The 23,383-nt window shown below is 70.4% G+C and carries 15 protein-coding genes, 1 pseudogene and 1 riboswitch; of the genes and pseudogenes, 7 read left to right on the top strand and 9 right to left on the bottom strand.

Translation table 11 applies throughout. The features are described from left to right. The first annotated feature begins 74 nt into the window (after window positions 1–74). Window positions 75–210, top strand: a riboswitch (TPP riboswitch). After that, window positions 203–1,984, top strand: coding sequence for a phosphomethylpyrimidine synthase ThiC (gene thiC / locus ACFWVV_RS08580; RefSeq protein WP_384342945.1), 1,782 nt, complete (start codon window positions 203–205; stop codon window positions 1,982–1,984). Its footprint overlaps the riboswitch before it by 8 nt. A gap of 163 nt (window positions 1,985–2,147) precedes the next feature. On the opposite strand, the gene ACFWVV_RS08575 is transcribed toward thiC, so the two are convergent. The 3 genes from ACFWVV_RS08575 to ACFWVV_RS08565 form a co-directional block, all read right to left on the bottom strand. Continuing rightward, on the bottom strand, window positions 2,148–2,987 hold the full coding sequence (locus ACFWVV_RS08575) for a hypothetical protein (protein ID WP_384342947.1): 840 nt from the start codon (window positions 2,985–2,987) through the stop codon (window positions 2,148–2,150). A 176-nt stretch (window positions 2,988–3,163) separates the two neighbouring features. Then, window positions 3,164–4,648, bottom strand: a complete 1,485-nt coding sequence (locus tag ACFWVV_RS08570) for a metallophosphoesterase (RefSeq protein WP_384342949.1) — start codon at window positions 4,646–4,648, stop codon at window positions 3,164–3,166. Window positions 4,649–4,889: 241 nt separating this feature from the next. Then, entirely contained in the window at window positions 4,890–6,011 is a 1,122-nt protein-coding gene (locus ACFWVV_RS08565; protein ID WP_384342950.1) for a LacI family DNA-binding transcriptional regulator, read from the bottom strand. Window positions 6,012–6,382: 371 nt separating this feature from the next. Between ACFWVV_RS08565 and hisC the strand changes: the two genes are divergently transcribed. The 5 genes from hisC (at window position 6,383) to ACFWVV_RS08540 (ending at window position 15,702) form a co-directional block, all read left to right on the top strand. Continuing rightward, window positions 6,383–7,483 (top strand): histidinol-phosphate transaminase, encoded by a 1,101-nt coding sequence (gene hisC, locus ACFWVV_RS08560; RefSeq protein ID WP_384342952.1) that lies wholly within the window; start codon window positions 6,383–6,385, stop codon window positions 7,481–7,483. Window positions 7,484–7,751: 268 nt separating this feature from the next. Then, window positions 7,752–9,260: a cytochrome ubiquinol oxidase subunit I gene (locus ACFWVV_RS08555; RefSeq protein ID WP_384342954.1), complete on the top strand. Its 1,509-nt coding sequence runs from the start codon at window positions 7,752–7,754 to the stop codon at window positions 9,258–9,260. Between the two features lie 16 nt (window positions 9,261–9,276). Beyond that, window positions 9,277–10,278, top strand: coding sequence for a cytochrome d ubiquinol oxidase subunit II (cydB, locus tag ACFWVV_RS08550; protein WP_384342956.1), 1,002 nt, complete (start codon window positions 9,277–9,279; stop codon window positions 10,276–10,278). A 71-nt stretch (window positions 10,279–10,349) separates the two neighbouring features. Then, complete coding sequence (gene cydD, locus ACFWVV_RS08545; protein ID WP_384342958.1) at window positions 10,350–13,916, top strand: thiol reductant ABC exporter subunit CydD; 3,567 nt, start codon at window positions 10,350–10,352, stop codon at window positions 13,914–13,916. Window positions 13,917–13,986: 70 nt separating this feature from the next. Beyond that, window positions 13,987–15,702: a GAF domain-containing sensor histidine kinase gene (locus tag ACFWVV_RS08540; RefSeq protein WP_384342960.1), complete on the top strand. Its 1,716-nt coding sequence runs from the start codon at window positions 13,987–13,989 to the stop codon at window positions 15,700–15,702. A gap of 187 nt (window positions 15,703–15,889) precedes the next feature. On the opposite strand, the gene ACFWVV_RS08535 is transcribed toward ACFWVV_RS08540, so the two are convergent. Further along, window positions 15,890–16,792: an HAD family hydrolase gene (locus ACFWVV_RS08535; RefSeq protein ID WP_384342962.1), complete on the bottom strand. Its 903-nt coding sequence runs from the start codon at window positions 16,790–16,792 to the stop codon at window positions 15,890–15,892. A gap of 305 nt (window positions 16,793–17,097) precedes the next feature. Between ACFWVV_RS08535 and ACFWVV_RS08530 the strand changes: the two genes are divergently transcribed. Beyond that, complete coding sequence (locus ACFWVV_RS08530; RefSeq protein ID WP_384342964.1) at window positions 17,098–18,009, top strand: LLM class flavin-dependent oxidoreductase; 912 nt, start codon at window positions 17,098–17,100, stop codon at window positions 18,007–18,009. 107 nt (window positions 18,010–18,116) lie between these two features. On the opposite strand, the gene ACFWVV_RS08525 is transcribed toward ACFWVV_RS08530, so the two are convergent. The 5 genes and pseudogenes from ACFWVV_RS08525 to ACFWVV_RS08505 all read right to left on the bottom strand — a co-directional run bounded on the left by ACFWVV_RS08525 (window position 18,117) and on the right by ACFWVV_RS08505 (window position 23,018). After that, window positions 18,117–18,680, bottom strand: a complete 564-nt coding sequence (locus tag ACFWVV_RS08525) for an RNA 2'-phosphotransferase (protein WP_384342966.1) — start codon at window positions 18,678–18,680, stop codon at window positions 18,117–18,119. A 134-nt stretch (window positions 18,681–18,814) separates the two neighbouring features. Then, on the bottom strand, window positions 18,815–19,834 hold the full coding sequence (locus ACFWVV_RS08520; protein ID WP_384342968.1) for a MerR family transcriptional regulator: 1,020 nt from the start codon (window positions 19,832–19,834) through the stop codon (window positions 18,815–18,817). Window positions 19,835–20,076: 242 nt separating this feature from the next. Next, window positions 20,077–20,202: pseudogene (locus ACFWVV_RS08515) on the bottom strand (metal-dependent hydrolase); the annotation flags it as partial. A 156-nt stretch (window positions 20,203–20,358) separates the two neighbouring features. Further along, complete coding sequence (locus tag ACFWVV_RS08510) at window positions 20,359–22,143, bottom strand: SDR family oxidoreductase (protein ID WP_384342970.1); 1,785 nt, start codon at window positions 22,141–22,143, stop codon at window positions 20,359–20,361. Then, the gene (locus ACFWVV_RS08505) at window positions 22,140–23,018 is read right to left on the bottom strand and encodes a M24 family metallopeptidase (protein WP_384342972.1); all 879 of its coding nucleotides are present in this window, start codon (window positions 23,016–23,018) and stop codon (window positions 22,140–22,142) included. Before ACFWVV_RS08505 ends, ACFWVV_RS08510 begins: the two co-directional genes overlap by 4 nt. Window positions 23,019–23,383 lie beyond the last annotated feature (365 nt).

Raw genomic sequence — 23,383 nt, 5'->3', positions numbered from 1 at the left:
CGCACGATCATCGCAAGAACGGCAGGGGCCCTCTGTTCAGCGCGGCCGGGGTGGCGCTAGCGTGGGGGTCAAACCTTTGTACACGCGGGAGCTCGGAGCACCGGGCTGAGAGGGCGCTGACCTCCGTACACCCATGTACGGACACGGCTGCGTCGACCGCCGAACCTGTTACCGGGTAATGCCGGCGTAGGGAGTAGGTCTCATGACCACCATGGATGCACGCACGCCTGCCCACGGCGAGAACAGCACGGCCGGGGCCGAGCGGAAGCCCGGCTGGCACAAGGGGTACGTCGAGGGCTCGCGCCCCGACCTGCGGGTGCCGGTCCGTCAGGTGCACCTCACCAACGGGAAGGACGTGACGCTCTACGACACGTCGGGCCCGTACACCGACCCGACGGTCGAAACGGACGTGCGGCGCGGGCTGTCCCCGCTGCGGGAGAACTGGATCATCGGCCGCGGTGACACCGAGGAGTACGCCGGACGCCCGGTGCGTCCCGAGGACGACGGCATCAAGCACACCTCGCCGCGCGGCGGGCTCCGCAACCTCGACGCGGTCTTCCCCGGCCGCCCCCGTCAGCCCCGCCGGGGCCGCGACGGGCAGGCCGTGACGCAGCTCGCGTACGCGCGGCGCGGCGAGATCACGCCGGAGATGGAGTACGTGGCGATCCGGGAGAACGTCGCACCCGAAGTCGTACGGGAGGAGATCGCGGCCGGCCGTGCCGTGCTGCCGGCGAACGTGAACCACCCGGAGATCGAGCCGATGATCATCGGCAAGCGGTTCCTGGTGAAGGTGAACGCGAACATCGGCAACTCCGCGGTCACCTCCTCCATCGAGGAGGAGGTGGACAAGATGACCTGGGCCACCCAGTGGGGCGCCGACACGGTCATGGACCTGTCCACCGGGCGCAACATCCACACCACCCGCGAGTGGATCCTGCGCAACGCCCCCGTGCCGATCGGCACCGTGCCGCTCTACCAGGCACTGGAGAAGGTCGACGGCCGCGCCGAGGACCTGAACTGGGAGATCTACAAGGACACGGTCATCGAGCAGGCCGAGCAGGGCGTGGACTACATGACCGTCCACGCGGGCGTGCGCCTCGCGTACGTGCCGATGACCGCCCGCCGCAAGACCGGCATCGTCTCGCGCGGCGGCTCGATCATGGCGGCCTGGTGCCTGGCGCACCACAAGGAGTCGTTCCTGTACGAGAACTTCGAGGAGCTCTGCGAGATCCTCGCGGCGTACGACGTGACGTACTCGCTCGGCGACGGCCTGCGGCCGGGCTCGATCGCGGACGCCAACGACGAGGCCCAGTTCGCCGAGTTGAGGACGCTCGGGGAACTGAACACGATCGCCAAGCGTTTCCACGTACAGACCATGATCGAGGGCCCGGGACACGTCCCGATGCACAAGATCAAGGAGAACATCGACCTCCAGCAGGAGATCTGCGAGGAGGCGCCGTTCTACACGCTCGGCCCGCTGACGACCGATGTGGCCCCCGCCTACGACCACATCACCTCCGGCATCGGCGCCGCGATGATCGCCTGGTGGGGCACCGCGATGCTCTGCTACGTGACGCCCAAGGAGCACCTGGGGCTGCCCAACCGGGACGACGTGAAGACCGGCGTCATCACCTACAAGATCGCCGCGCACGCCGCCGACCTGGCCAAGGGGCACCCCGGTGCCCAGGAGTGGGACGACGCGCTGAGCGACGCCCGCTTCGAGTTCCGGTGGGAGGACCAGTTCAACCTGGCTCTCGACCCGGACACGGCGCGGGAGTTCCACGACGAGACGCTGCCCGCCGAACCGGCGAAGACCGCGCACTTCTGCTCGATGTGCGGTCCGAAGTTCTGCTCGATGAAGATCTCGCAGGACATCCGGCGGGAGCACGGCGGGACGCCCGAGGAGATCGAGGCGGGCATGGCGGAGAAGTCCAAGGAGTTCGCCGCCGCGGGCAACCGGGTCTACCTGCCGATCGCGGACTGAGCACCGGCGCCATTGGGCACCGGCGCCACTGAGTCCCGGCGCCACTGAGTCCCGGCGTCCCTGAGCCCCGGCGTCCCTGAGCCCCGGTGTCCCTGAGTCCCGGTGTCCCTGAGTCCCGGTGTCCCTGAATCCCGGTGGAATCTGCGGCTCCGGGCCACTCCCGTCACTCCGGTTTGTGGTCCGGGCCGCCGTAGTCGGGGCTGGAGAAATCCGGACTGGAGAAGCTGGGGCGGGTCTTGTGCCCGTTGCTGTTGCCGCTGTTCTCGCTGGGGCTGCTGAAGTCCGGGCGGGAATAGCCCAGGCCGGGGATGCGGCCCGTCCGCCGGGGCGGGGCGGGGGCGGACTCGGCAGCGGGCTCGGACGGCCGGGTGAGCGCGTCCCGCAGGAAGGGGACGATGCCCCGTTCCAGCAGGGCGTGCTTCCAGGCTTCCCTGGCGCGGTCGATCTCCTCGGTGCCGCGGTCGTGGCGGCCGACCAGGACCGCGGTCGAGCCGTTGCGCAGGGCGGTGAAGAGCAGTCCGATCGCCGCACCGAGCAGGCCCGCCGCGGTCAGCGCGCCGAACACCCAGCCGGCGGTCACCAGCGCGTCGGCCGCGGCGGGTTCGGGCTTGAGCATTCTCAGCAGATAGCCGATGAGCAGCAGCACCACGGCGGCGACCCCGGCCAGTACGGGGGTCAGCACCGCGACGACCGCGACCGCGCCCGCCCCCGAGGTCTCGGCGTGCTCTCCCATCCCGGGCGGGAGCAGGCCGCCTGCCACGGGCAGGGCGGGGGCGCGCAGTTCGCGGCGCACCTTGACGTAGTGGTCGTACTCGGCCGAGGCGTGGCCGGCGATTATCTCTCTGGCGTTGAGCGCCGCGGTGCGCAGCTGCTCGCTGTTCAGCCGCTGCTCCAGCGCGGCGAGGTCCGGGCGTTCGTGCACGGTGCGCAGTGCTTCGTCGAGGGTCCGCTCGAACTCCGGGCGGTCCTCGGCCAGCAGATGCGGAACGCTGTTCATGTGCATCCCCCGATGCTCCGTAGGGCCGGGTTGCCCGCTTCGGTGGGGCAGTTGGGCGGAAACGGAGGAGAGCCTGCTACGGATAACCCGATGGTAGAGCGCCTACGTCACGGGGTGACAGGGGGTTTCCGGAAATTGGTCCGGCGCAGGGAGCGCGTTCGTAGGATGTACGACTTCCCGCGTCACGCTCCGTCATTCAACGGCAATTGCACGACCAGCAGCTTTCCGGCCATGGTCACCCCGCCGTCCATCGCGATGGCCAGTCCGTCCGCGTACACGTGCGGACCTTCGACCACCGGCCCCGAGCTGCCCTCTCCGTCCCCGGCGTCCTCGCCGCCGACCTCGCCGAGCAGGTACGGAATCGGGCTGTGACCATGGACGATGCGCTCGCCGCCATATGCGGCCAGCAGTTCCCTCACGGCATCGGCACCGCCTTCGTCACGGAAAGCGAAGCGCTTGGTGAATTTGCGGAAGACGTCCCAGCACTCGTCCGCGTCGTTGCGCGTGAGGATGGCGTGGACCTTGTCGTTGACGTCCTCGATGGTGTCGCCGTAGTCGAGGTAGGCGGTGGTGTCCGAGTGGGTCAGGAGGTGACCGTCCTCCAGCACCACCGCGTCGAGCCGCGCCATCCACTGGAGGTGCACGTCCTGGAGGCGCTCCATGTCGTGCTTCTGGCCGCCGTTGAGCAGCCAGGCCGCCTGGAAGGTGGCGGTTCCGGCGCCGGAGTTGACGGGGGTGTCGCCGAACCGGCGGGCGCCGAGCAGCAGCAGTTCGTGGTTGCCCATGAGGGCCTTGCAGTAGCCGCCCGCGGCGGCGGCCTCCGCGGAGAGCCGCATCACCAGGTCGATGACGCCGATGCCGTCCGGGCCGCGGTCGGTGAAGTCGCCGAGGAACCAGAGCCGGGCGTTGCCCGCGGCCCAATGGCCCTCGTCGTCGATGAGGCCCTGCTCGTGCAGCGCGTCGAGCAGCTCCACCAGATAGCCGTGCACATCGCCGACGACGAACAGGGGACCCAGCCCCTCGCCGTCCTGCGCGGAGGGGAAGTCGGGTTGCGGGATGCGCAGGGTGTCACCGGGGCCGCCGCGGTCGTGGCGGCTTATCACCGGGAGATCGCGCTGGGTGGGCGTGTAGCCCTCGGGCTCCTCGTCGGCGATCGGTCCCGCAGGCTCCGGCTCACCGTCCGGGCCGTACGACTGTGCGAGTCGCGCCGGGCCGTACGACGCCACGGAGTCCTCGGCGGTGTTCGACGGCGGCACGGCTCCCTCGGCGCCGTACGAAGGGACGGCTGTCCCGGCGCCGTAGGACTGCACGGGACCCTCCGCGCCGTACGACGGCACCGCTCCCTCCGGGCTGTAGGACTGCACCGGTCCCTCCGTGCCGTAGGACTGCCCCGGCTCGCGGTCGGGCTCGGGCGCGACCGCGGGTGCGGCCGTCCGCGCCTGCTCGGGAACGAGACCCCGCGCCGTCCCGTAGGCCTGCTGCCCGGGACGTGCCTGCTCGTAGGCCTGCTGCCCGGCATGTGCCTGCTCGTGGTCGTACGCCTGTTCCTGGTCGTACACCTGCGAGGCGTCGTACGTCGCGACGGGAGCCTGGGCGTAAGGAGGCACCCGGAAATCCCGCAACGTCGCCGTACGCACTGCGGGTCCCTGACCGGCCCCCTGAGTCATTGACCCCTCCACCACCGTCGCGCCGCCGTACACCTTGGGATCCCACCTGGTCCCGGTGGTCCGTCGTGTCGTGCGCCCATCATAGGAATGCGGCCCGCGCTGTGTGAGGCACCAGGGGTGGTGAATCCGGGTACACCGGCAGTTCACCGGTTGTTTCGTCCGGATTGCGGAGATCGGTACCCGTGCCGGTCTCCCGTCGGCGCGGGGCGGTCCCCTCCGCCGCCCCGGCGCCCGCCGGAATTCAGTCCCCCGAGGGCGAACGCGGGGCGCTCACCGTGGTGCGCGGCGGGCGTCGCTGGGACGAGGTACGGATGATCAGTTCGGTCGGTATCACCTGCTCGATGGGGTGCCCCGTGTCGAGCCCCTCGATGGCGTCGATGAGGAGCTGCACGACGGCGGTGCCGATCCGCCGGGGCTTCAGCGAGAGTGTGGTGATGGGCGGCTCGGTGGTCGCGTACACAGTCGACTCGGAGCAGCAGACGAGCAGCAGGTCCTCGGGGACCCGCAGTCCGTAGCGCCGGGCCGCGGCCAGCAGATCGGTGCCGTTGGGGTCGAAGAGTCCGTACACGGCGTCCGGGCGGTCGGGCCGGGCGAGCAGCCGGTCGGCCGCGACGGCGCCTGCGCACGGGTCGTGCGCCGGGTAGGACTCATACACCGGGTCCTGTCCCACGCGCTCGCACCAGCGCAGGTAAGCGGTGGTGGAGAGCCGGGTGTAGGTGTCGGTGGTGGTGCCGGTGAGCAGGCCGATACGGCGGGCTCCGGCGTCGGCGAGGTGGTCGAGGAGTTCGAGTACGGCCGCCTCGTGGTCGTTGTCGACCCAGGCGGTGACCGGGAGGGCCCCGGAGGGGCGGCCGTCGGAGACGACGGGCAGGCCCTGGCGCATGAGCTCGGTGACGACCGGGTCGTCGTCGGACGGGTCGATGACGACGGTCCCGTCGAGTGCGACGTTCTGCCACACGTCGAAGGGGCTGTGCCGGGAGGACGCGGGGAGGATGACCAGCGCGTAACCGCGGGCGAGCGCGGCCGAGGTCGCGGCTCTGGCCATCTCCGCGAAGTACGCGAATTCGGTGAAGGTGAAAGGTTCATCCCCGTACGTGGTGACGGTCAGGCCGATGAGGCCCGACTTTCCGGTACGGAGCGTGCGGGCCGCGGCCGACGGGCGGTAGCCCAGCCGGTCGGCGACCTCGCGGACGTGGCTACGGGTGGCGTCCGGGAGCCGGCCCTTGCCGTTGAGGGCGTCGGAGACAGTCGTGATGGAGACACCGGCTGCGGCGGCAACATCCCGGATGCCCGCACGTCCTGACCGACTGCCTCGCCGGGGTGTCTCGGTCCGGCTCACCTGATGCTTCCCTGCTGCTGTCATGGCGAGCCGATAGTAGGGCGCTGGGGACCGATTGGCCTGCGCGCATATGCGCCGATTGACAGGCACGTTTCTGCATGGGTCAAGCCCCTCATGGACCATGGAACCCAAGGGAGTTGGGGGGAGTAGCACTGTCGAGGCAGGTGGCCGAAGGTGTGCGTCCGGCACCTGCCAGAGGTTGCGGGCAGGTCTCAACTCACCAGTTCGAGGGACGCGCGCCACGGCGTGAGCCACCGGCGCACGCAAGTGGTGGGGGCGCGCCCCCCGGCCGTCACGCCCTCACCGGGGCGGGGCCCGCAGCCCCTTCGCAGCGCCGCCCAATCCTCATAAGGTGAGGAGCATTGGTGGTACGTACGGTCGAGGAGGCCCCTGAAGTGAGCGAGACGAGCCCCAAGCTGCGCGCGGTGCTGGACGGCATTCCCACGTACAAGCCGGGGAAGCCGGCCGCGGTCGCGGACGCCGAAGGCCCGGCGGCGTACAAGCTGTCCTCCAACGAGAACCCCTACCCCCCGCTGCCGGGTGTCATGGAGCGCGCGGTCGAGGCGGCGGGCGGCTTCAACCGTTACCCCGACATGGCCTGTACGGGGCTGATGGAGGAGCTGGCGAAGCGTTTCGGCGTGCCCGTCTCGCACCTGGCGACCGGCACCGGCTCGGTCGGTGTCGCCCAGTCGCTGCTGCAGGCGACGTCGGGCCCCGGCGACGAGGTCATCTACGCCTGGCGGTCGTTCGAGGCGTACCCGATCATCACGCAGGTCAGCGGGGCGACGGCGGTGCCGGTGCCGCTGACCGACGGCGATGTGCACGACCTGGACGCGATGGCGGACGCGATCACCGAGCGGACCCGGCTGATCTTCGTCTGCAACCCCAACAACCCCACCGGCACCGTGGTGCGCAGGGCGGAGCTCGAGCGGTTCCTGGACCGGGTGCCGGGCGACGTGCTGGTCGTGCTGGACGAGGCGTACCGGGAGTTCATCCGCTCCGGCGACGGCGTGGAGGAGGTGCCGGACGGGATCGAGCTGTACCGGGACCGGCCGAATGTGGCCGTGCTGCGGACCTTCTCCAAGGCGTACGGGCTGGCCGGCCTGCGGGTCGGCTTCGCGGTGGCGCACGAGCCGGTGGCGGCGGCGCTGCGCAAGACGGCGGTGCCCTTCGGGGTGAGCCAGATCGCTCAGGAGGCGGCGGTCGCCTCGCTGCGGGCGGAGGGCGCGCTGCTGGAGCGGGTGGACGCACTGATCGGTGAGCGCACGCGCGTGCACGAGGAACTGCGCGGACAGGGCTGGACGCTGCCCGAGACGCAGGCGAACTTCGTGTGGCTGCGGCTGGGGGAGCGGACGACGGACTTCGCGGCGGCCTGTGAGAAGGCGGGCGTCGTGGTGCGGCCGTTCGCGGGTGAGGGTGTGCGAGTGACGATCGGCGAGGTCGAGGCCAACGATCTCTTCCTGGGGGCGGCGGCGGCGTTCCGCAAGGAGCTCTAGCGCGTCCCGGCGGCAGGGGGTCCGCTGTCGGTGCTGGTGCTGGTGCTGGTGCTGGTGTTGTGGGGCGGGTGGTGCCCCTGCGAGCCGTGTGAGGTTCGCAGGGGCACCGCGTCGTGAAGGGGGTACCCCCCTGGCTGCTCCGAATGGGCGTGCGACATAATGCTTGTGAATGTGAACGCGTTCACAAGCGTGTCCCTGTTCGTCCCGGGATCAGTGGGGCAAGTGGGGCGAAATGCCGACGACAACGGCGACGTAAGGAGAGGGCGACGTGGACCTGGCTTTGGCGCCGGAGACCCTGGCGCGATGGCAGTTCGGTATCACCACCGTCTATCACTTCCTTTTCGTCCCCCTGACGATCTCGCTCGCGGCTCTGGTGGCCGGCCTGGAGACGGCGTGGGTACGGACGGGCAAGGAGAAGTACCTCAGGGCTACGAAGTTCTGGGGCAAGCTCTTCCTGATCAACATCGCGATGGGCGTCGCGACCGGGATCGTGCAGGAGTTCCAGTTCGGTATGAACTGGTCCGACTACTCGCGGTTCGTCGGTGACGTCTTCGGCGCACCGCTCGCCTTCGAGGCCCTGATCGCGTTCTTCTTCGAGTCCACCTTCATCGGACTGTGGATCTTCGGCTGGGACAAGCTGCCCAAGAAGATCCACTGCGCCTGCATGTGGCTGGTGTCGCTCGGCACGGTCCTCTCGGCGTACTTCATCCTGGCGGCCAACTCCTGGATGCAGCACCCGACCGGATACCGGATCAACGAGGAGCGGGGCCGGGCCGAGCTCACCGACTTCCTGAAGGTCCTCACCCAGGACACCGCGCTCGCCCAGTTCTTCCACACCATCACCGCCGCCTTCCTGGTCGGCGGAGCGTTCCTTGTCGGCATCGCGGCCTTCCACCTGGCACGCAGGAAGCACATCCCGGTGATGCGCACCTCGCTGCGGCTCGGCCTGGTCACCGTCGTGATCGCCGGTCTGATGACCGCGATCAGCGGAGACGAGCTCGGCAAGGTCATGTACAAGCAGCAGCCGATGAAGATGTCGGCGGCCGAGGCCCTCTGGGAGGGCGAGGCGCCCGCGCCGTTCTCCCTCTTCGCGATCGGTGATGTCGACAAGGGCCACAACCGGGTCGCCGTCGAGGTCCCCGGAGTACTGTCCTTCCTCGCCCACAACAACTTCACCGAGTACGTCCCGGGCATCAACGAGCTCAACAAGGCCGCGCAGGAGAAGTACGGGCCCGGCGACTACCGGCCCAACATCCCCGTCGCCTACTGGAGCTTCCGCTGGATGATCGGCTTCGGCATGGCGTCCTTCGGGCTCGGGATCCTCGGCCTGTGGCTGACCCGGAAGAAGTTCCTGCTCCCACCGGGGCTGCGGACCGGCGAGGACGAAGTGCCGAACCTGGTGCTGTTCCGGCGGAAGGCACTGAGCCCCCGGCTCGCCTCGGTCTACTGGATCGTCGCGCTGTGGACGATGCTCTTCCCGCTGATCGCCAACTCGTGGGGCTGGATCTTCACCGAGATGGGCCGCCAGCCCTGGGTCGTGTACGGCGTACTGAAGACCTCCGCCGCCGTCTCCCCCGGTGTCTCGCAGGGCGAGGTCCTCACGTCGATGATCGCCTTCACCACGCTGTACGCGATCCTCGCGGTGGTCGAGGTCAAGCTGCTCGTGAAGTACATCAAGGCCGGCCCGCCGGAACTCGACGAGAACGACCTCAACCCGCCCACCAGGATCGGGGGGGACGGCAAGGACGCCGACCGCCCCATGGCCTTCTCGTACTGAGGGAGGAGAGACCACCATGCAACTCCACGACGTCTGGTTCGTCCTGATTGCCGTTCTGTGGATCGGCTACTTCTTCCTCGAAGGCTTCGACTTCGGTGTCGGCGTCCTCACGAAGCTGCTCGCGCGCGACCGCAAGGAACGCCGGGTTCTCATCAACACCATCGGCCCGGTCTGGGACGGCAACGAGGTCTGGCTGCTCACCGCGGGCGGCGCGACCTTCGCCGCCTTCCCCGAGTGGTACGCCACCCTGTTCAGCGGCTTCTACCTGCCGCTGCTGCTCATCCTGCTCTGTCTGATCGTGCGCGTGGTGGCCTTCGAGTACCGCCACAAGCGGCCCGACGAGCGCTGGCAGACCAACTGGGAGCACGTGCTCTTCTGGAGCTCCCTGGTGCCGGCCTTCCTGTGGGGTGTGGCCTTCGCCAACATCGTGCGCGGGGTGAAGATCGACCGGGACATGGAGTACGTCGGCGACTTCTTCGACCTGCTCAACCCGTACGCCCTGCTGGGCGGTCTGGTGACACTCACCCTGTTCACCTTCCACGGCGCGGTCTTCACCGCACTCAAGACGGTCGGCGACATCCGGGTCCGGGCCCGGAAGCTGGCTGTGATGCTGGGCGGCGTGACCGCGGCGCTGGCGCTCGCCTTCCTGATCTGGACCCAGGCCGAGAACGGCGACGGCAAGAGCCTGATCGCGATGATCGTCGCGGCTCTCGCGCTGGTCGCCGCCATCGCACTGATCGCTGCCGGGCGCGAAGGCTGGTCGTTCGCGCTGTCGGGCGTGACCATCGCGGCCGCGGTCGCCATGCTCTTCCTGACGCTCTTCCCGAACGTCATGCCGTCCTCGCTGAACGAGGCCTGGAACCTCACGGTCACCAACGCCTCGTCCAGCCCGTACACCCTGAAGATCATGACCTGGTGCGCCGCGATCGCGACTCCGCTGGTGCTCCTCTACCAGGGATGGACGTACTGGGTGTTCAGGAAGCGGATCGGTACGCAGCACATCGCCGATGCGCACTGAAGCCCGGCGCTGAGACGGTGTGTTCGCGCCGTCCCTGAGGCCCTGACCGTCCTGCAGTGGGGATGTTTCACGTGAAACCGATCGACCCGCGTCTGCTCCGGTACGCCCGTGCCACCCGCTTCTTCCTGGCAGCGGTGGTGGCCCTCGGTCTCGCCGGGGCGGGCCTGGTCGTCGCCCAGGCGATGCTCATCGCCGAGGTGGTGGTCGGGGCCTTCCAGGACGGGGCGGACGCCGGCGGGCTGCGGACGCCGCTCCTCCTGCTGGCGGCGGTCGCGGCCGGCCGGGCCCTGGTGGCCTGGCTGACCGAACTGGCCGCCCACCGGGCGAGCGCGGCGGTCAAGTCCGAGTTGCGGGGGCGGCTGCTGGAACGGGCTGCGGGCCTGGGGCCCGGCTGGCTCGGCGGGCAGCGGGCCGGCTCGCTGATCGCCCTGGCCACCCGGGGTGTGGACGCGCTGGACGACTACTTCTCGCGCTATCTGCCGCAGCTGGGACTCGCGGTCGTCGTCCCGGTGGCGGTGCTCGCCCGAATCGTGACCGAGGACTGGGTGTCCGCGGCGATCATCGTGGTGACCCTGCCGCTGATCCCGCTCTTCATGATCCTCATCGGATGGGCCACCCAGGCCCGGATGGACCGCCAGTGGAAGCTGCTGTCGCGGCTCTCCGGGCACTTCCTCGACGTGGTCGCCGGACTGCCGACGCTCAAGGTGTTCGGCCGGGCCAAGGCGCAGGCGGAGTCGATCCGGACCATCACGGCCGAGTACCGGCGCGCCACCATGAAGACGCTGCGGATCGCCTTCCTGTCGTCGTTCGCCCTGGAACTGCTGGCGACGCTGTCGGTGGCGCTGGTCGCCGTCACCATCGGTATGCGGCTGGTGCACGGCGAACTGGACCTGTACACCGGGCTGGTCATCCTGATCCTGGCCCCCGAGGCGTATCTGCCGCTGCGGCAGGTGGGAGCGCAGTACCACGCGGCGGCCGAGGGGTTGTCGGCTGCCGAGGAGATCTTCGCGGTGCTGGAGACCGCCCTGCCCGAGGGTGGTTCGGGTGAGGTCCCGGACTCCGTGGCGCTGCGGGTGGAAGGCGTGACCGTACGGCACGAAGGCCGCAGCGCTGCCTCGTTGGAGGCGGCCACGCTGGAGGTCGCCGAGGGGGAGACGGTCGCCCTGGTCGGGCCGAGCGGTGTCGGGAAGTCGACGCTGCTGAACGTCCTGCTCGGGTTCGTACCGCCGGCCGAGGGGCGGGTGCTGGTCGGGGGCACCGACCTGGCGTCCGTGTCCCTGGAGAAGTGGCGGGAGCGCGTGGCGTGGGTACCGCAGCGACCGCATCTGTTCGCCGGATCGGTCGCGGACAACGTGCGGCTGGCGCGGCCCGAGGCCGATGACGCCGACGTGGTGGAAGCGCTGCGGGGTGCCGGAGCGTACGACTTCGTGGCGGCGCTGCCGCAGGGAACGGAGACCCTGCTCGGGGAGGACGGGGCCGGGATCTCCGCAGGGCAGCGGCAACGGCTCGCGCTGGCACGGGCGTTCCTGGCCGACCGGCCGGTGCTGCTGCTCGACGAGCCGACGGCCTCGCTGGACGGCGGGACCGAGGCGGGGATCGTGGAGGCCGTCCGCCGGCTGGCGGTGGGGCGGACCGTCGTCCTGGTGGTGCACAGGCCGGCGCTGCTGGCGGTGGCGGACCGGGTGGTGCGCCTCGGCGAGGACGCGGCAATCTCCGGCGCGGTGACGCCCTCGCGTGGTGCGGTGGAGCGGACGGCAGGAATGCGGGCGTCCGAGTCGGCGGCTGACCGGGTACGGCTGGACGGGCCTCTGGCTGACGGAGTGCCGGCCGACAGGGCGTTGGGTGACGGTGCACTGGCCGGCACGGCGCGGGCCGACGGTGTTTCACGTGAAACACGCGGCGGAGTGCTGCGCCGGGTGCGGCGGGACGCGGGCAAGCAACGAGGGCGACTCGGGCTGGCGCTGTTGCTCGGCAGCCTCGCACTGGGCTCGGCCGTGGGGCTCATGGCGGTGTCCGGGTGGCTGATCTCCCGGGCTTCGGAGCAGCCGCCCGTGCTCTATTTGATGATGGCGGTCACCGCGACCAGGGCGTTCGGGATCGGGCGGGCCGTCTTCCGCTATGCGGAGCGGGTCGTGTCGCACGACGCGGTGCTGCGGATGCTGGCTGACATGCGCGTCGCCGTCTACCGGCGGCTGGAGCGGATCGCGCCCGCCGGACTGCGCGAGACCCGGCGGGGGGACCTGCTGTCCCGGCTGGTTGCCGATGTGGACGCGTGGCAGGACTACTGGCTGCGGTGGGCGCTGCCGGTGGGCGCCGCCGTCGTGGTGGGCGTCGCCGCCGTTGCCTTCACGGGCTGGATGCTGCCCGAGGCCGGGGCCGTGCTGGCGGTGGGACTGCTGCTGGCCGGGGTGGTGGTACCCCTGGTGAGCGGGGGCGTGGCGCGGCGGGCGGAGCGGCAGCTGGCTCCGGCACGTGGTGCGCTGGCGGTACGGGTGGCCGATCTGCTCGGTGGCGTCGGCGAGTTGACGGTGGCGGGGGCGCTCCGGCGTCGTCTCGCTGCCGTACGGGAGGCGGACGGGACGCTCACCCGGATCGCCTCGCGGGCTGCGTCGGCGACCGCGCTCGGCGGCGGGCTGTCGGCGCTGGTGTGCGGGCTGACCGTGGTCGGGGCCGCCTGGGCGGGGGCCCAGGCGGTGGCCGACGGCCGGCTCGCAGGGGTGCAGCTGGCGGTGGTCGTGCTGACGCCGTTGGCCGCGTTCGAAGCGGTGACCGGGCTGCCGCTGGCGGTGCAGTACCGGCAGCGGGTGCGGCGCGGTGCGGAGCGGGTGTACGAAGTACTGGACGCGCCCGTTCCCGTACGGGAGCTGGAGACGCCGGGGCAGGTGCCTGAGGTGCTCTTCCCGCTGGAGGTACGCGGGCTGTCCGCGAGCTATCCGGGACAGCGGCGGGATGCCCTCACCGGGTTCGACCTGACTCTGGAGGCGGGCAAGAGGGTTGCCGTCGTCGGGGTGAGCGGGGCAGGCAAGACCACCCTGGCCCAGGTGCTGCTGCGGTTCCTGGACGCGGGGTCGGGGACCTACACGATCGGCGGGGTGGCCGCCGACTCGCTCGACGGGGACGACGTACGCGAGATCGTCGGGCTGTGTGCCCAGGACGCGCACCTCTTCGACAGCTCGGTGCGAGAGAACCTCAGACTGGCCAGGCCCGACGCGGACGATACCCAGCTGCTGGACGCGCTCGGGCGGGCCCGGCTGCGCCAGTGGGTGGAGGCACTGCCGGACGGGCTGGACACCCTCGTCGGCGAGCACGGGGCACGGCTGTCCGGCGGGCAGCGCCAGCGGCTCGCCCTGGCCAGGGCGTTGCTGGCCGGCTTCCCCGTACTGGTCCTGGACGAGCCGGCCGAGCACCTCGACCTGGCGACCGCGGACGCGCTGACGGCCGATCTCCTCGCCGCCACCGAAGGGCGCACGACAGTGCTGATCACCCACCGGCTTCAGGGGCTGGAGGCCGTGGACGAAGTGGTCGTGCTGGACGAGGGACGGGCCGTGCAGCGCGGGACGTTCGCGTCGCTGGCCGTGGAGGACGGGCCGTTGCGGCGGATGCTGGAGCGCGAGAGGGCTGCGGAGCCGGTGGCGTAGGAAGCGCAAAGGGGGCAAACATCCACTGGTCGACTTTCCCCTTCAAATAGGACTTACTAGGCTCAAGAGCATGTCAGCGCAGCAGGACCCGGTCCCCCACGACTCCTTCGACGCCGCGACCGAGGCCACCCGCAGCCTCCAGGGCTTGTCGACCGAGCTCACCGCGCGCGTGCCGCAGCTGCTGGAGGCCATGCGCTCGGTGGGTACCGGCCTGGAGCTGCATTCCACCCTGGACCGGATCTGCGAGACCGCCGCGGAGCTGGCCGGCGCACGGTACGCGGCCATCGGGGTGGTGGACGACGAGGGCGACGGGCTTTCCGACTTCGTGACGTACGGGGTGACCGCGGCGCAGGCGGCCGCCATCGGGCAGCTGCCGGGAGGTCACAAGGGGCTGCTCGGGGCGCTGATCCGCAACCCGGTGCCGGTTCGGCTCGCGGACCTGACGGCGGACTCCCGCTTCGAGGGATTCCCGCCACACCACCCGCCGATGCGCACCTTCCTCGGCGTACCGATCAAGGTGCAGGGCAAGATCTTCGGCAACCTCTACCTCGCGGAGAAGCACGGCGGTGAGGAGTTCAACGACTACGACCTGCACATGCTGCGGGTGCTGGCCACCGAGGCCGGTATCGCCATCGGCAACGCCCGGCTGTACGAGGCGGCCCGGCAGCGCGAGCGGTGGATCGACGGGTCGGTGGCGGTGACCACCGCGCTGTTGTCCGGCGGTGACGTGGACGACGCGCTGTCCGTGGTCGCGGAGCAGGCCCGGCGGCTTGCGGACGCGGCCGCGGGGATGGTGCTGCTGCCCGCCGAGGAAGGTGGCCTGGAGATCGCCGCGGTCTCCGCGGACCAGCCCGGGGAGTCGCTGGGAAGAATCGTTCCGGCGGAGAGTCCGGTCGTGGCCCTGCTGATGGGCGGCGAATCGGTGTTCGTGAACGATGCCGCCACCGATCCGCGGATGATCACGGACATGTCCGGGCAGTACGGGCCGAGCATGCTGCTGCCGCTGCACAGCGGCGGCCGGGTGATGGGGGCGCTCGCCACCCCGCGGGCGCGCGGCAGGAAGCCCTTCACCGAGGCCGAGCGGACACTGGCCACGCAGTTCGCCTCGCAGGCGGCGCTGGCGCTGATGATGGCCGAGTCGCAGCGCGACCGCGAACGCCTTGCGGTCTACGAGGACCGTGACCGGATCGCCCGTGACCTGCACGATCTCGTCATCCAGCGACTGTTCGCGACGGGGATGATGCTGGAGAGCGCTCAGCGCAGGTCGGTGGTGCCGGAGGTGCAGACCGGCGTAGGGAAGGCGGTGGACGAGCTGGATGTGACGATCCAGGAGATCCGTACGGCGATCTTCGCACTCCAGCAGGGCCCTGCCGAGGCGCCGTCAGGACTGCGCACCCGGGTGCTGCGGGAGATCAACATGGCAGCGGTGCCGCTGGGCTTCAAGCCCGCGCATCACTTCGTCGGTCCGGTGGACGCGCTGGTCGGTGAGCTGACCGGCAAGAACCTGATCGCCGCACTGCGGGAGGCCCTGTCGAACGCCTTCCGGCACGCGGACGCCTCGCGGATCGAGGTCGTCGTGGACGCCACGGTGAGCCTGCCCGACGGCGAGCGCGCGGTCCGGCTCACCGTTGCGGACGACGGGGTCGGCATCCCGGAGGGCGGCAGGCGCAGCGGGCTGCGGAACCTGGGCCGCAGGGCGGAGGCGCTGGGCGGCTCCAGTTCGTACGGGCCGGGGCTGGGCGAGGGGGGTGGCGGGACGGCGGTGGTGTGGGAGGCACCGCTGTAGAACCCGGGGCGGGAGGGGGAGGCAACGCCGGAGGTTCCGTGCGCCGGTAGGCGAGGCATCGCTGAAGTGCCGGTGCCGGTGCCGGAGCCGGTGCCGGTAGGGGGAGGCATCGCTGAAGTGCCGGTGCCGGTGCCGGTAAGGAGTGCGCTCCGGGAGTGCGCTCCTTACCCGGAAGGCGGTGTGCCGGTCACTCCCCGGCGAGGATGCGCTCGATGACGACCGCGACGCCGTCCTCGTTGTTGGCGACCGTACGCCCGGAGGCGGCGGCCAGGACGGCGGGGTGGGCGTTGCCCATGGCGTACGAACGACCTGCCCAGGCCAGCATCTCGATGTCGTTCGGCATGTCGCCGAACGCGACGACCTCGTCCGGGGCGATGCCCCGCTCGGCGCAGCAGCGCGCCAGGGTGCTCGCCTTGGAGACACCGTGGCCGCTGATCTCCAGGAGGGCGGTCGGGCTGGAGCGGGTGACCGAGCCGAAGTCGCCGACGGTCGCCCTGGCCAGGTCCAGGAAGTCGTCCGGGGTGAGCGTGGGGTGGTGCGCCAGCAGCTTGATCACGGGGTCGCCGTTGCCGGGGGCGTTGCCGCCCAGCAGTTCCTCGGCGGTGGCGATGCTCGCGGCCGGGTCGAACTGGAACGGCGGGTACTCCGGCTCGTAGTGAATGCCGCTGGTCAGCTCCACCGCGAACGAGGTGCCTGGCGCGGCGGCGCGCAGGGCGGCCACCGTGGAGAGGGCGTCGGCGCGCTCCAGGGGGTACACCCCGATCAGCTCGCCGCCCGCGTGCAGGTCGACGACGGCGGCTCCGTTGGCGCAGATCGCCAGGCCGTGGCCGTGGACGTGTGCGCTGACCACGTCCATCCAGCGGGCCGGGCGGCCGGTCACGAAAAAGACCTCGATACCGGCTTCCTCGGCTGCCGCCAGGGCGGCGACGGTGCGCGCGGAGACGGATTTGTCGTCGCGCAGGAGCGTGCCGTCCAGGTCCGTGGCGATCAGACGGGGCGCGACGGCGGCCCAGGGGGCTGTGCCGGTGGCACCGGGAGCTGTCCCGGTGGCGGCGGCCGGGCGGGAGAGAGGGTCGGTAGCTGAGGTCACCCCTTCATCCTCGCGCATGGAGCGCACGGACGTGCGAAAGGGTGCACATCTGAGGAGGCAGGTGTTCCGATAACCGGACGGCCCGCGGCCGGCCGGGGCCGACGGAACTCCCCGGGGGTTGTCAGTGCCCCCGCCTACGATGTGTCTCACTTCCTGGTCCCGCCCCGCGTGTTGTGGCCGGTGGCACGGGCCGGACGGTCGTCGCGGTTCGTCAGGAGGACCCAGCGATTCGATCTCCGCAGCCCGGGCGGACCGGGCCCGGACTCCCATGGGGCCGGGGCAGAGGCCGCCGTAAGCTCGGGAGCATGAGTCTGCGCCTGAGCACCGTGATCCTTCCTGTACGCCGCTGGCACGAGGGCGGCCGCGACGAATGGCTGCGCGCCGAGGGGCTGGGTTTCCATGCCGCGTACACCTACGACCACCTGTCCTGGCGCAGCTTCCGGGACGGCCCGTGGTTCGGCGCCGTGCCCACGCTGACTGCGGCCGCCGCGGCCACCGAGCGGATGCGCCTCGGCACGCTCGTCACGTCGCCCAACTTCCGGCACCCCGTGACCCTCGCCAAGGAGCTCCTCTCGCTCGACGACATCTCGGGCGGGCGGCTGACCCTCGGCATCGGCGCAGGTGGCAACGGTTTCGACGCCACGACCCTGCTGCGCGGTGGCGAGGAACCGTGGACTCCCCGCGAGCGTGCCGACAGGTTCGGCGAGTTCGTACCGCTGCTCGACAGGCTGCTGACCGAGGACTCGGTGACGTACGAGGGAACCTTCTACGCGGCCAATGAGGCCCGCAACATCCCGGGGTGCGTGCAGCGCCCGAGGCTGCCCTTCGCCGTGGCGGCCACCGGCCCGCGCGGCCTGAAGCTGGCGGCCCGCCATGGACAGGCGTGGGTGACCACGGGGGACCCGAAGCTCTTTGCGACGGGAACGCCCGAGGCGTCGCGCGAGGCGATCCGCGGCCAGATCGGCAAGCTGGGCAAGGCGTGCGCGGAGATCGGCAGGGACGTGGCCGGACTGGACAAGGTCCTGCTGACCGGCTTCACCCCGGACCGCAACCGGCCCCTGGCGTCCGTCGACGCCTTCGTGGACTTCGCTGGCAGGCACGCGGAGCTCGGCATCACGGAGATCGTCATCCATGCCCCGATCCCGGACTCGGACTTCGCCACCGACCCGGCCGTCTTCGAGAAGATCGCGACCGAGGCACTCGCGCAGTTGGGCTGACGGCCCGAGCGGCCGATTGGGAGGCCGCCTGGCCTCTGAGCGGCCTGGCTTTCGAGCGGCCTGGGCTTCGCACGGCCTGGACTTCCACGGCCGGGCCGTCGCTACGCTCAGCCGGCCGGGAAGCGCAGGAACTCCACCGGAACCTGTGCGGTGAGCCACACCCCGTTGGCGCTGACCCGGAAGACATGGCCGGCGCGGTGCATCGCGCCGGCACCGACGGCCAGGATCACAGGGCGTCCCCGGCGGGCCCCGACACGGGTGGCGGTCTCCTGGTCGGCCGACAGATGTACGTCGTGCCGGTTCATCGGCCGCAGACCTTCGGCGCGGATCGCCGCCATGGCGCGGGGGTGGGTTCCGTGGAAGAGGTACGCGGGCGGCTCGGCCGGCGGGAGTGCCAGATCGACGTCGACAGTGTGGCCCTGACTGGCGCGGATCAGGGGGCCTCGCGCGGGGTCGTCGTCCCGTACCGCGAACCGCTGCTTGTCGTTGGTGGCGACGACGTGGTCCAGCTCGGCGCGGGTGATCCGGAAGCCGTGCTCGTCGGCGGCCCGAAGGAGCGTGCCGATCTCCACCCAGCCGTGGTCGTCGAGGGTGAGCCCGATGCGCTCGGGCTGATGTCGCAGGTGCTTCGAGAGGTATTTCGACACCTTCACGACGCGGTGTTCATTCATTCCCACAGGGTCGCGGAACCGACCACCGACCGCATCCGAATTCCCGGTGCGCACAGGGCAGTTCACACTCATCCACAGCCAATAACCCTTTTCCACAGGAGAAATGCAGGATCTGTGGATAACTAGCGTCCAGATTAAGGGGTTTCGTCAACCTTTGTGATCGTAGGGGGGATTGGGGCGAGAGTGTCCAAGGCGCGCGCGTGCAACTCCCGTTCAGCCGACGCGACAATGAAAGCCACGGCGTTCTCTTCCCCAACCAACGCCCGAACGGCGGCGATCGTTGCTGCCGGAAGTGCGACCGATTCGACCGCGGGCAGGGAATTGCGTGGTCCCCTGTCGGTCTCGGGAGTGGGGGGCCGGGCGCTGTCCCGCTCCGGCTCCGGTTCCACCTCTGTGTCCGCCACCGGCGCGGCACCCAGATGCTGTTGGAGGTGGCGCGTCGCGAACAACCGCATGGCCCTGGCGAGTTCCGCGTCCACGCTCTGCTGCGCCAGCGGACGGAGCCGTCGTACCAGGTCAGCAGCCTCCGTCGCGTCTGCGTCCGTCGGGGGGCGGTGCTCCAGATACCGTGCGAAGACGTGCTCGGTGGTGAATTCCAGGAACCTTGCCGCGATGTGCTCGACCTGGCCGCGCAGTTCCCACAAGTGGCCCGAGATCGCTTTCAGCGGTACCCCGGCCGCGTACAGTTCGGCGGCCACCGCCAACTCCTGTGGTGAAGGCACCAGGAACTCGTTCTCCCGGCCCGGAATCCTTTCCAGTACTCCCAGTTCGATGGCTTCGGTCACCGCGTCGTCGTTGGGCTGCCCGCCGAACCGCTCGTCCAGTTCGCTGCGTGAGATGCGGCCGGCCTCCTCGTCGGTCCAGGGGCCGCCCACCTCAGCGACCAGACCGAGCACCCCGCCCAGCCCGCGGCCCGAGTCCCACGCCTCCAACAACTCCTTGATGCTGGCCAGGGTGTAGCCACGCTCCAGGAGATCGGCTATCTGCCCCAGCCGGGCCAGGTGCGGTTCGCCGTACACATTGGCCCGGCCGCGACGCTCGGGCTTGGGAAGCAGCCCTCGGTCCTGGTAGGCGCGGATCGTGCGGACCGTGGCACCGCTGAGGTGTGCCAGGTCCTCGATCCGGTACTCGGCCTCGGCCGGTCGACCGGACACGCTTGCTCCCCTCCCTCGCACGGGTCTGTACGGTTCTGCCACGGGATCGGGGCCGCAGTGCCGCCCTTCCCGCAGCCCCTGCCGCGGCGCGTACCGCGGGCGAGGACACCAGGTACGCGACGGCCTTGCACAGTGACCCTCCCTGTGACGGATGGTACGACCGCCGGACGTACCGGGGTGTCGCCGCTCCCACTGTGTGTGGCCTCCTGCCCCACGAACCCTAGGAGTGGCCGCAGGAGTTAAGGGTCATGAACCACGGGGAGCGCCTCCTTGAAGACCCGTACGAACCAGCGCTCCCCGGCCGGCAGTAGCAGGTGCAGCACATTGATCACGTGGGTGACGGCGGGTTCTCGCGGTATCCAGTGCAGCGGCGTCCCGCGCCAGTCGAAGGAAACCCGGCGGGGCGGCGATGAGGTGGCTCCGCTCGCCCTCCGGACGACTCACCGCGCGCCGAGTCCCACTCGCCGGGTCGTCCGGGCGGCCCGCCCCGCTCTTCCGTCCGCTCGCCTCGCTCTCCCCGTTGCTCACAGCGGCGGCTCCATCCGTGCGAGTGCCCGGAGAGCCTTCGGAGCGAAGCGGGACATCAGACGGACGCCACGCGCCTCCGGCGTCACCGGCACCACCGCCTGGTTCTTCACCACCGCCCTCAGGACGGCCTCGGCGACCTTCTCCGGGGGGTAGTTGCGGAGCCCGTACAGCCGCGACGAGCGTTTCTGCCGGCGCTTCTCCTCCTGCTCGGACACCCCCGTGAAGCGGGAGGTGGCGGTGATGTTGGTGTTGACCAGGCCGGGACAAATGGCGCTGACGCCGATGCCCTGCCCGGCCAGTTCGGCGCGCAGGCACTCGCTGAGCATCAGCACCGCGGCCTTCGAGGTGCTGTAGGCGGGGAGGGCCCTGGACGGCTGGTAGGCGGCTGCCGAAGCGGTGTTGACGATGTGCCCGCCCTGGCCGCGCTCGGCCATCTGCCTGCCGAAGGTGCGGCAGCCGTGGATGACCCCCCACAGATTGACGTCGAGAACCCTCTTCCAGTCCTCCGGTGTGGTGGTCATGAACGAACCGGCCATGCCGATCCCGGCGTTGTTGACCAGGACGTCCACGATGCCGTAGTCGCCGGCGACCTTGGCCGCCAGTTTCTCCATCGCCTGCGCGTCACTGACGTCGACGACCTCGGGCCAGGCGTCCGGCGCCCCGATCAGCCGTGCCAGCTCGGCGGTCCGCTGCGCCCCCTCCGCGTCCCGGTCCACGGCCACGATCCGCGCACCCGCCTCGGCGAACGCGAAGGCGGTCGCCCGGCCGATCCCGCTTGCAGCTCCCGTCACCAGCACCAGCTGGCCGGCAAAGCGGTCGGCGTACTGTCCGGACGCCGCCGAGGCTCGCGGGGCCACCCCGGCCGCACTGTCCTCGTTCGCCGTGACGAACTCGGTGATCCACGAGGCCAGCCGGTCGGGCCGGGTGCGCGGCACCCAGTGCTTGGCGGGCAGCGAACGGCGCACCAACTGCGGAGCCCATCCATCGAGGTCGTCGTAGAGGTGCTGGGACAGGAAGTGGTCGCCGGTCGGCGTGATCAGCTGTACCGGCACATGGGCGTAGGCATCCGCGCGTGGCCTGCGCAGCCTCGCCCGTACGTTGTCCCGGTAGAGCCAGGCGCCGTGCGCGGCGTCCTGGGGCAGCGACGGTGTCGGGTAACCGTCGGCCGGCACCTTCTCCATCCGTTGCAAGATCTTCGGCCACTGCTTGCCGAGCGGCCCGCGCCAGGCCAGCTCGGGCAGGACCGGGGTGTGCAGCATGTACACGTACCAGGACTTGGCTCCCTGGCCGAGGAGCTGGGCCGCCCTTCGCGGGGTGGGCCGGGACATCCGCTTCTTGATCCAGTGCCCGAAGTGGTCCAGTGAGGGCCCCGACATGGACGTGAAGGACGCGAGCCGTCCCTGTGTCCGCGGGACCGTCGCGAACTCCCAGCCCTGTACCGATCCCCAGTCGTGTCCCACCAGGTGCACCGGCCGGTCCGGACTGACCGCGTCCGCCACCGCAAGGAAGTCGTCGGTCAGCTTCTCCAATGTGAAGCCGCCGCGCAGCGGCTTGGGCGCCGACGACTCGCCGTGCCCGCGCACGTCGTACAGCACCACGTGGAACCGCCCCGCAAGCCGTGTCGCGACCTCGGTCCACACCTCCTTGCTGTCCGGGTAGCCGTGCACCAGCAGAACGGTCGGCTGCGCGGTGTCTCCCAGCTCGGCGACGCACAGCTCGATTCCACCGGTCCGCACCCGGCGCTCCCGCGCCCCTTCGAGTCCCGCGATTCCCACGCTCATGCCGCCTTCTCCTCGGCCCAGCGCCGCACGTGCGGCAGGTCGTCGTCCAGCCAGAACGCGCTCTGCTCGGGGTCCCTGGAGTCGGTGACCACCAGGATCTCCTCGAACTTGGCGCCCGTACCCCGGAAGCCGAGGTGCGGCTCCACCGCCCACAGGCCCGGCTGCGGCGGATGGTCGGAGAACTTGTACGGGCTCCACAGCGGTGACCAGCCGTCCCGGTGCCCGTGCAACGCGTCCGAGGCCAGCCCCTTCAACGCCTGGGTGCCGAAGCCGAACACCTGGGATGACCACGCCCGTTCCTTCACCCGGCCGATCTTGTGCGCGATGACGCCGAACGGGTACGCGCGGTGCCGGTTGGTGTACCCCTGGCGCACCATGAGCCGCTCGACGCTCTCGTATATCTCCCTGAGCGGCCGTCGCTCGCGGACCTCGGCGAGGAGCAGCTCCCGGTGCGCCTCCAGGTCGGCCAGCAGCTTGTCGTGCACCGGGTTCAGCCCCAGGCATCCGGAGTACCCGACGTCCGCTGTGAAGCCCCGGTGGACCGGTGCCATGTCGAGGATGAACGGCATCCCCGGCTCCAGCCGCCGGTTGGTCGGGAAGAACTGGAGCGGTACGCGGAAGCCGGTGAAGGCCGTACGGTCCCCGAACCAGGCGAACGGCAGGTGGAACCAGTCGCGCACCCCGCGCTCCCGCAGCCACAGCCGCTGCATCCGAGCCGCCTCCCGCTCGGTCACACCCGGCTTGAGCTGCGCGGCGACCGCCTCGGCGCACTCGTAGGCCAGGCGCTGGACTTCCCTGAACCCCCGCAGGTGCGCGGTGAGTTCGCCCCTTGTCGCCGAGGCAGGCGCTGCTGAGCCCATCACTGCTGAGGTCATGCCACCCGTCCGTCCCGTGTAGCGGTACGCGTCCGTAACTTGACATTGATGAATGTGACAATGCCCAGCGTCTGCGTCAAGGGGTGTGGACAAGGCCCTGTGGACAACCCCGCGTAATCCACCCCGGGGTTGGCTGGAAGCAGCCCCGTCCACCTCCGGTACGGGCCGCCCCTACGGGCTCGTACGACCAGAGGTGGAGGAAGGAACCACCGCCTGGGTTGACGACTCATGTGGTCCGCGCCCCTACCTTCAAATAGTGACTGTGATCGGATGCGACATCCTGACTGGAGCCAGCGTTAAATCGTGCTGGATGAGATCTCGTCGATCAGCATGAGCATGTCGTCGAGCCGGTTGCGCATGCGCTC

It is taken from the genome of Streptomyces sp. NPDC058663 (assembly GCF_042716745.1).
Classification (GTDB): Bacteria; Actinomycetota; Actinomycetes; order Streptomycetales; family Streptomycetaceae; genus Streptomyces.
Note: the sequence above shows the minus strand (reverse complement) of the source record. Positions and strands in the feature narration are given on the sequence as shown.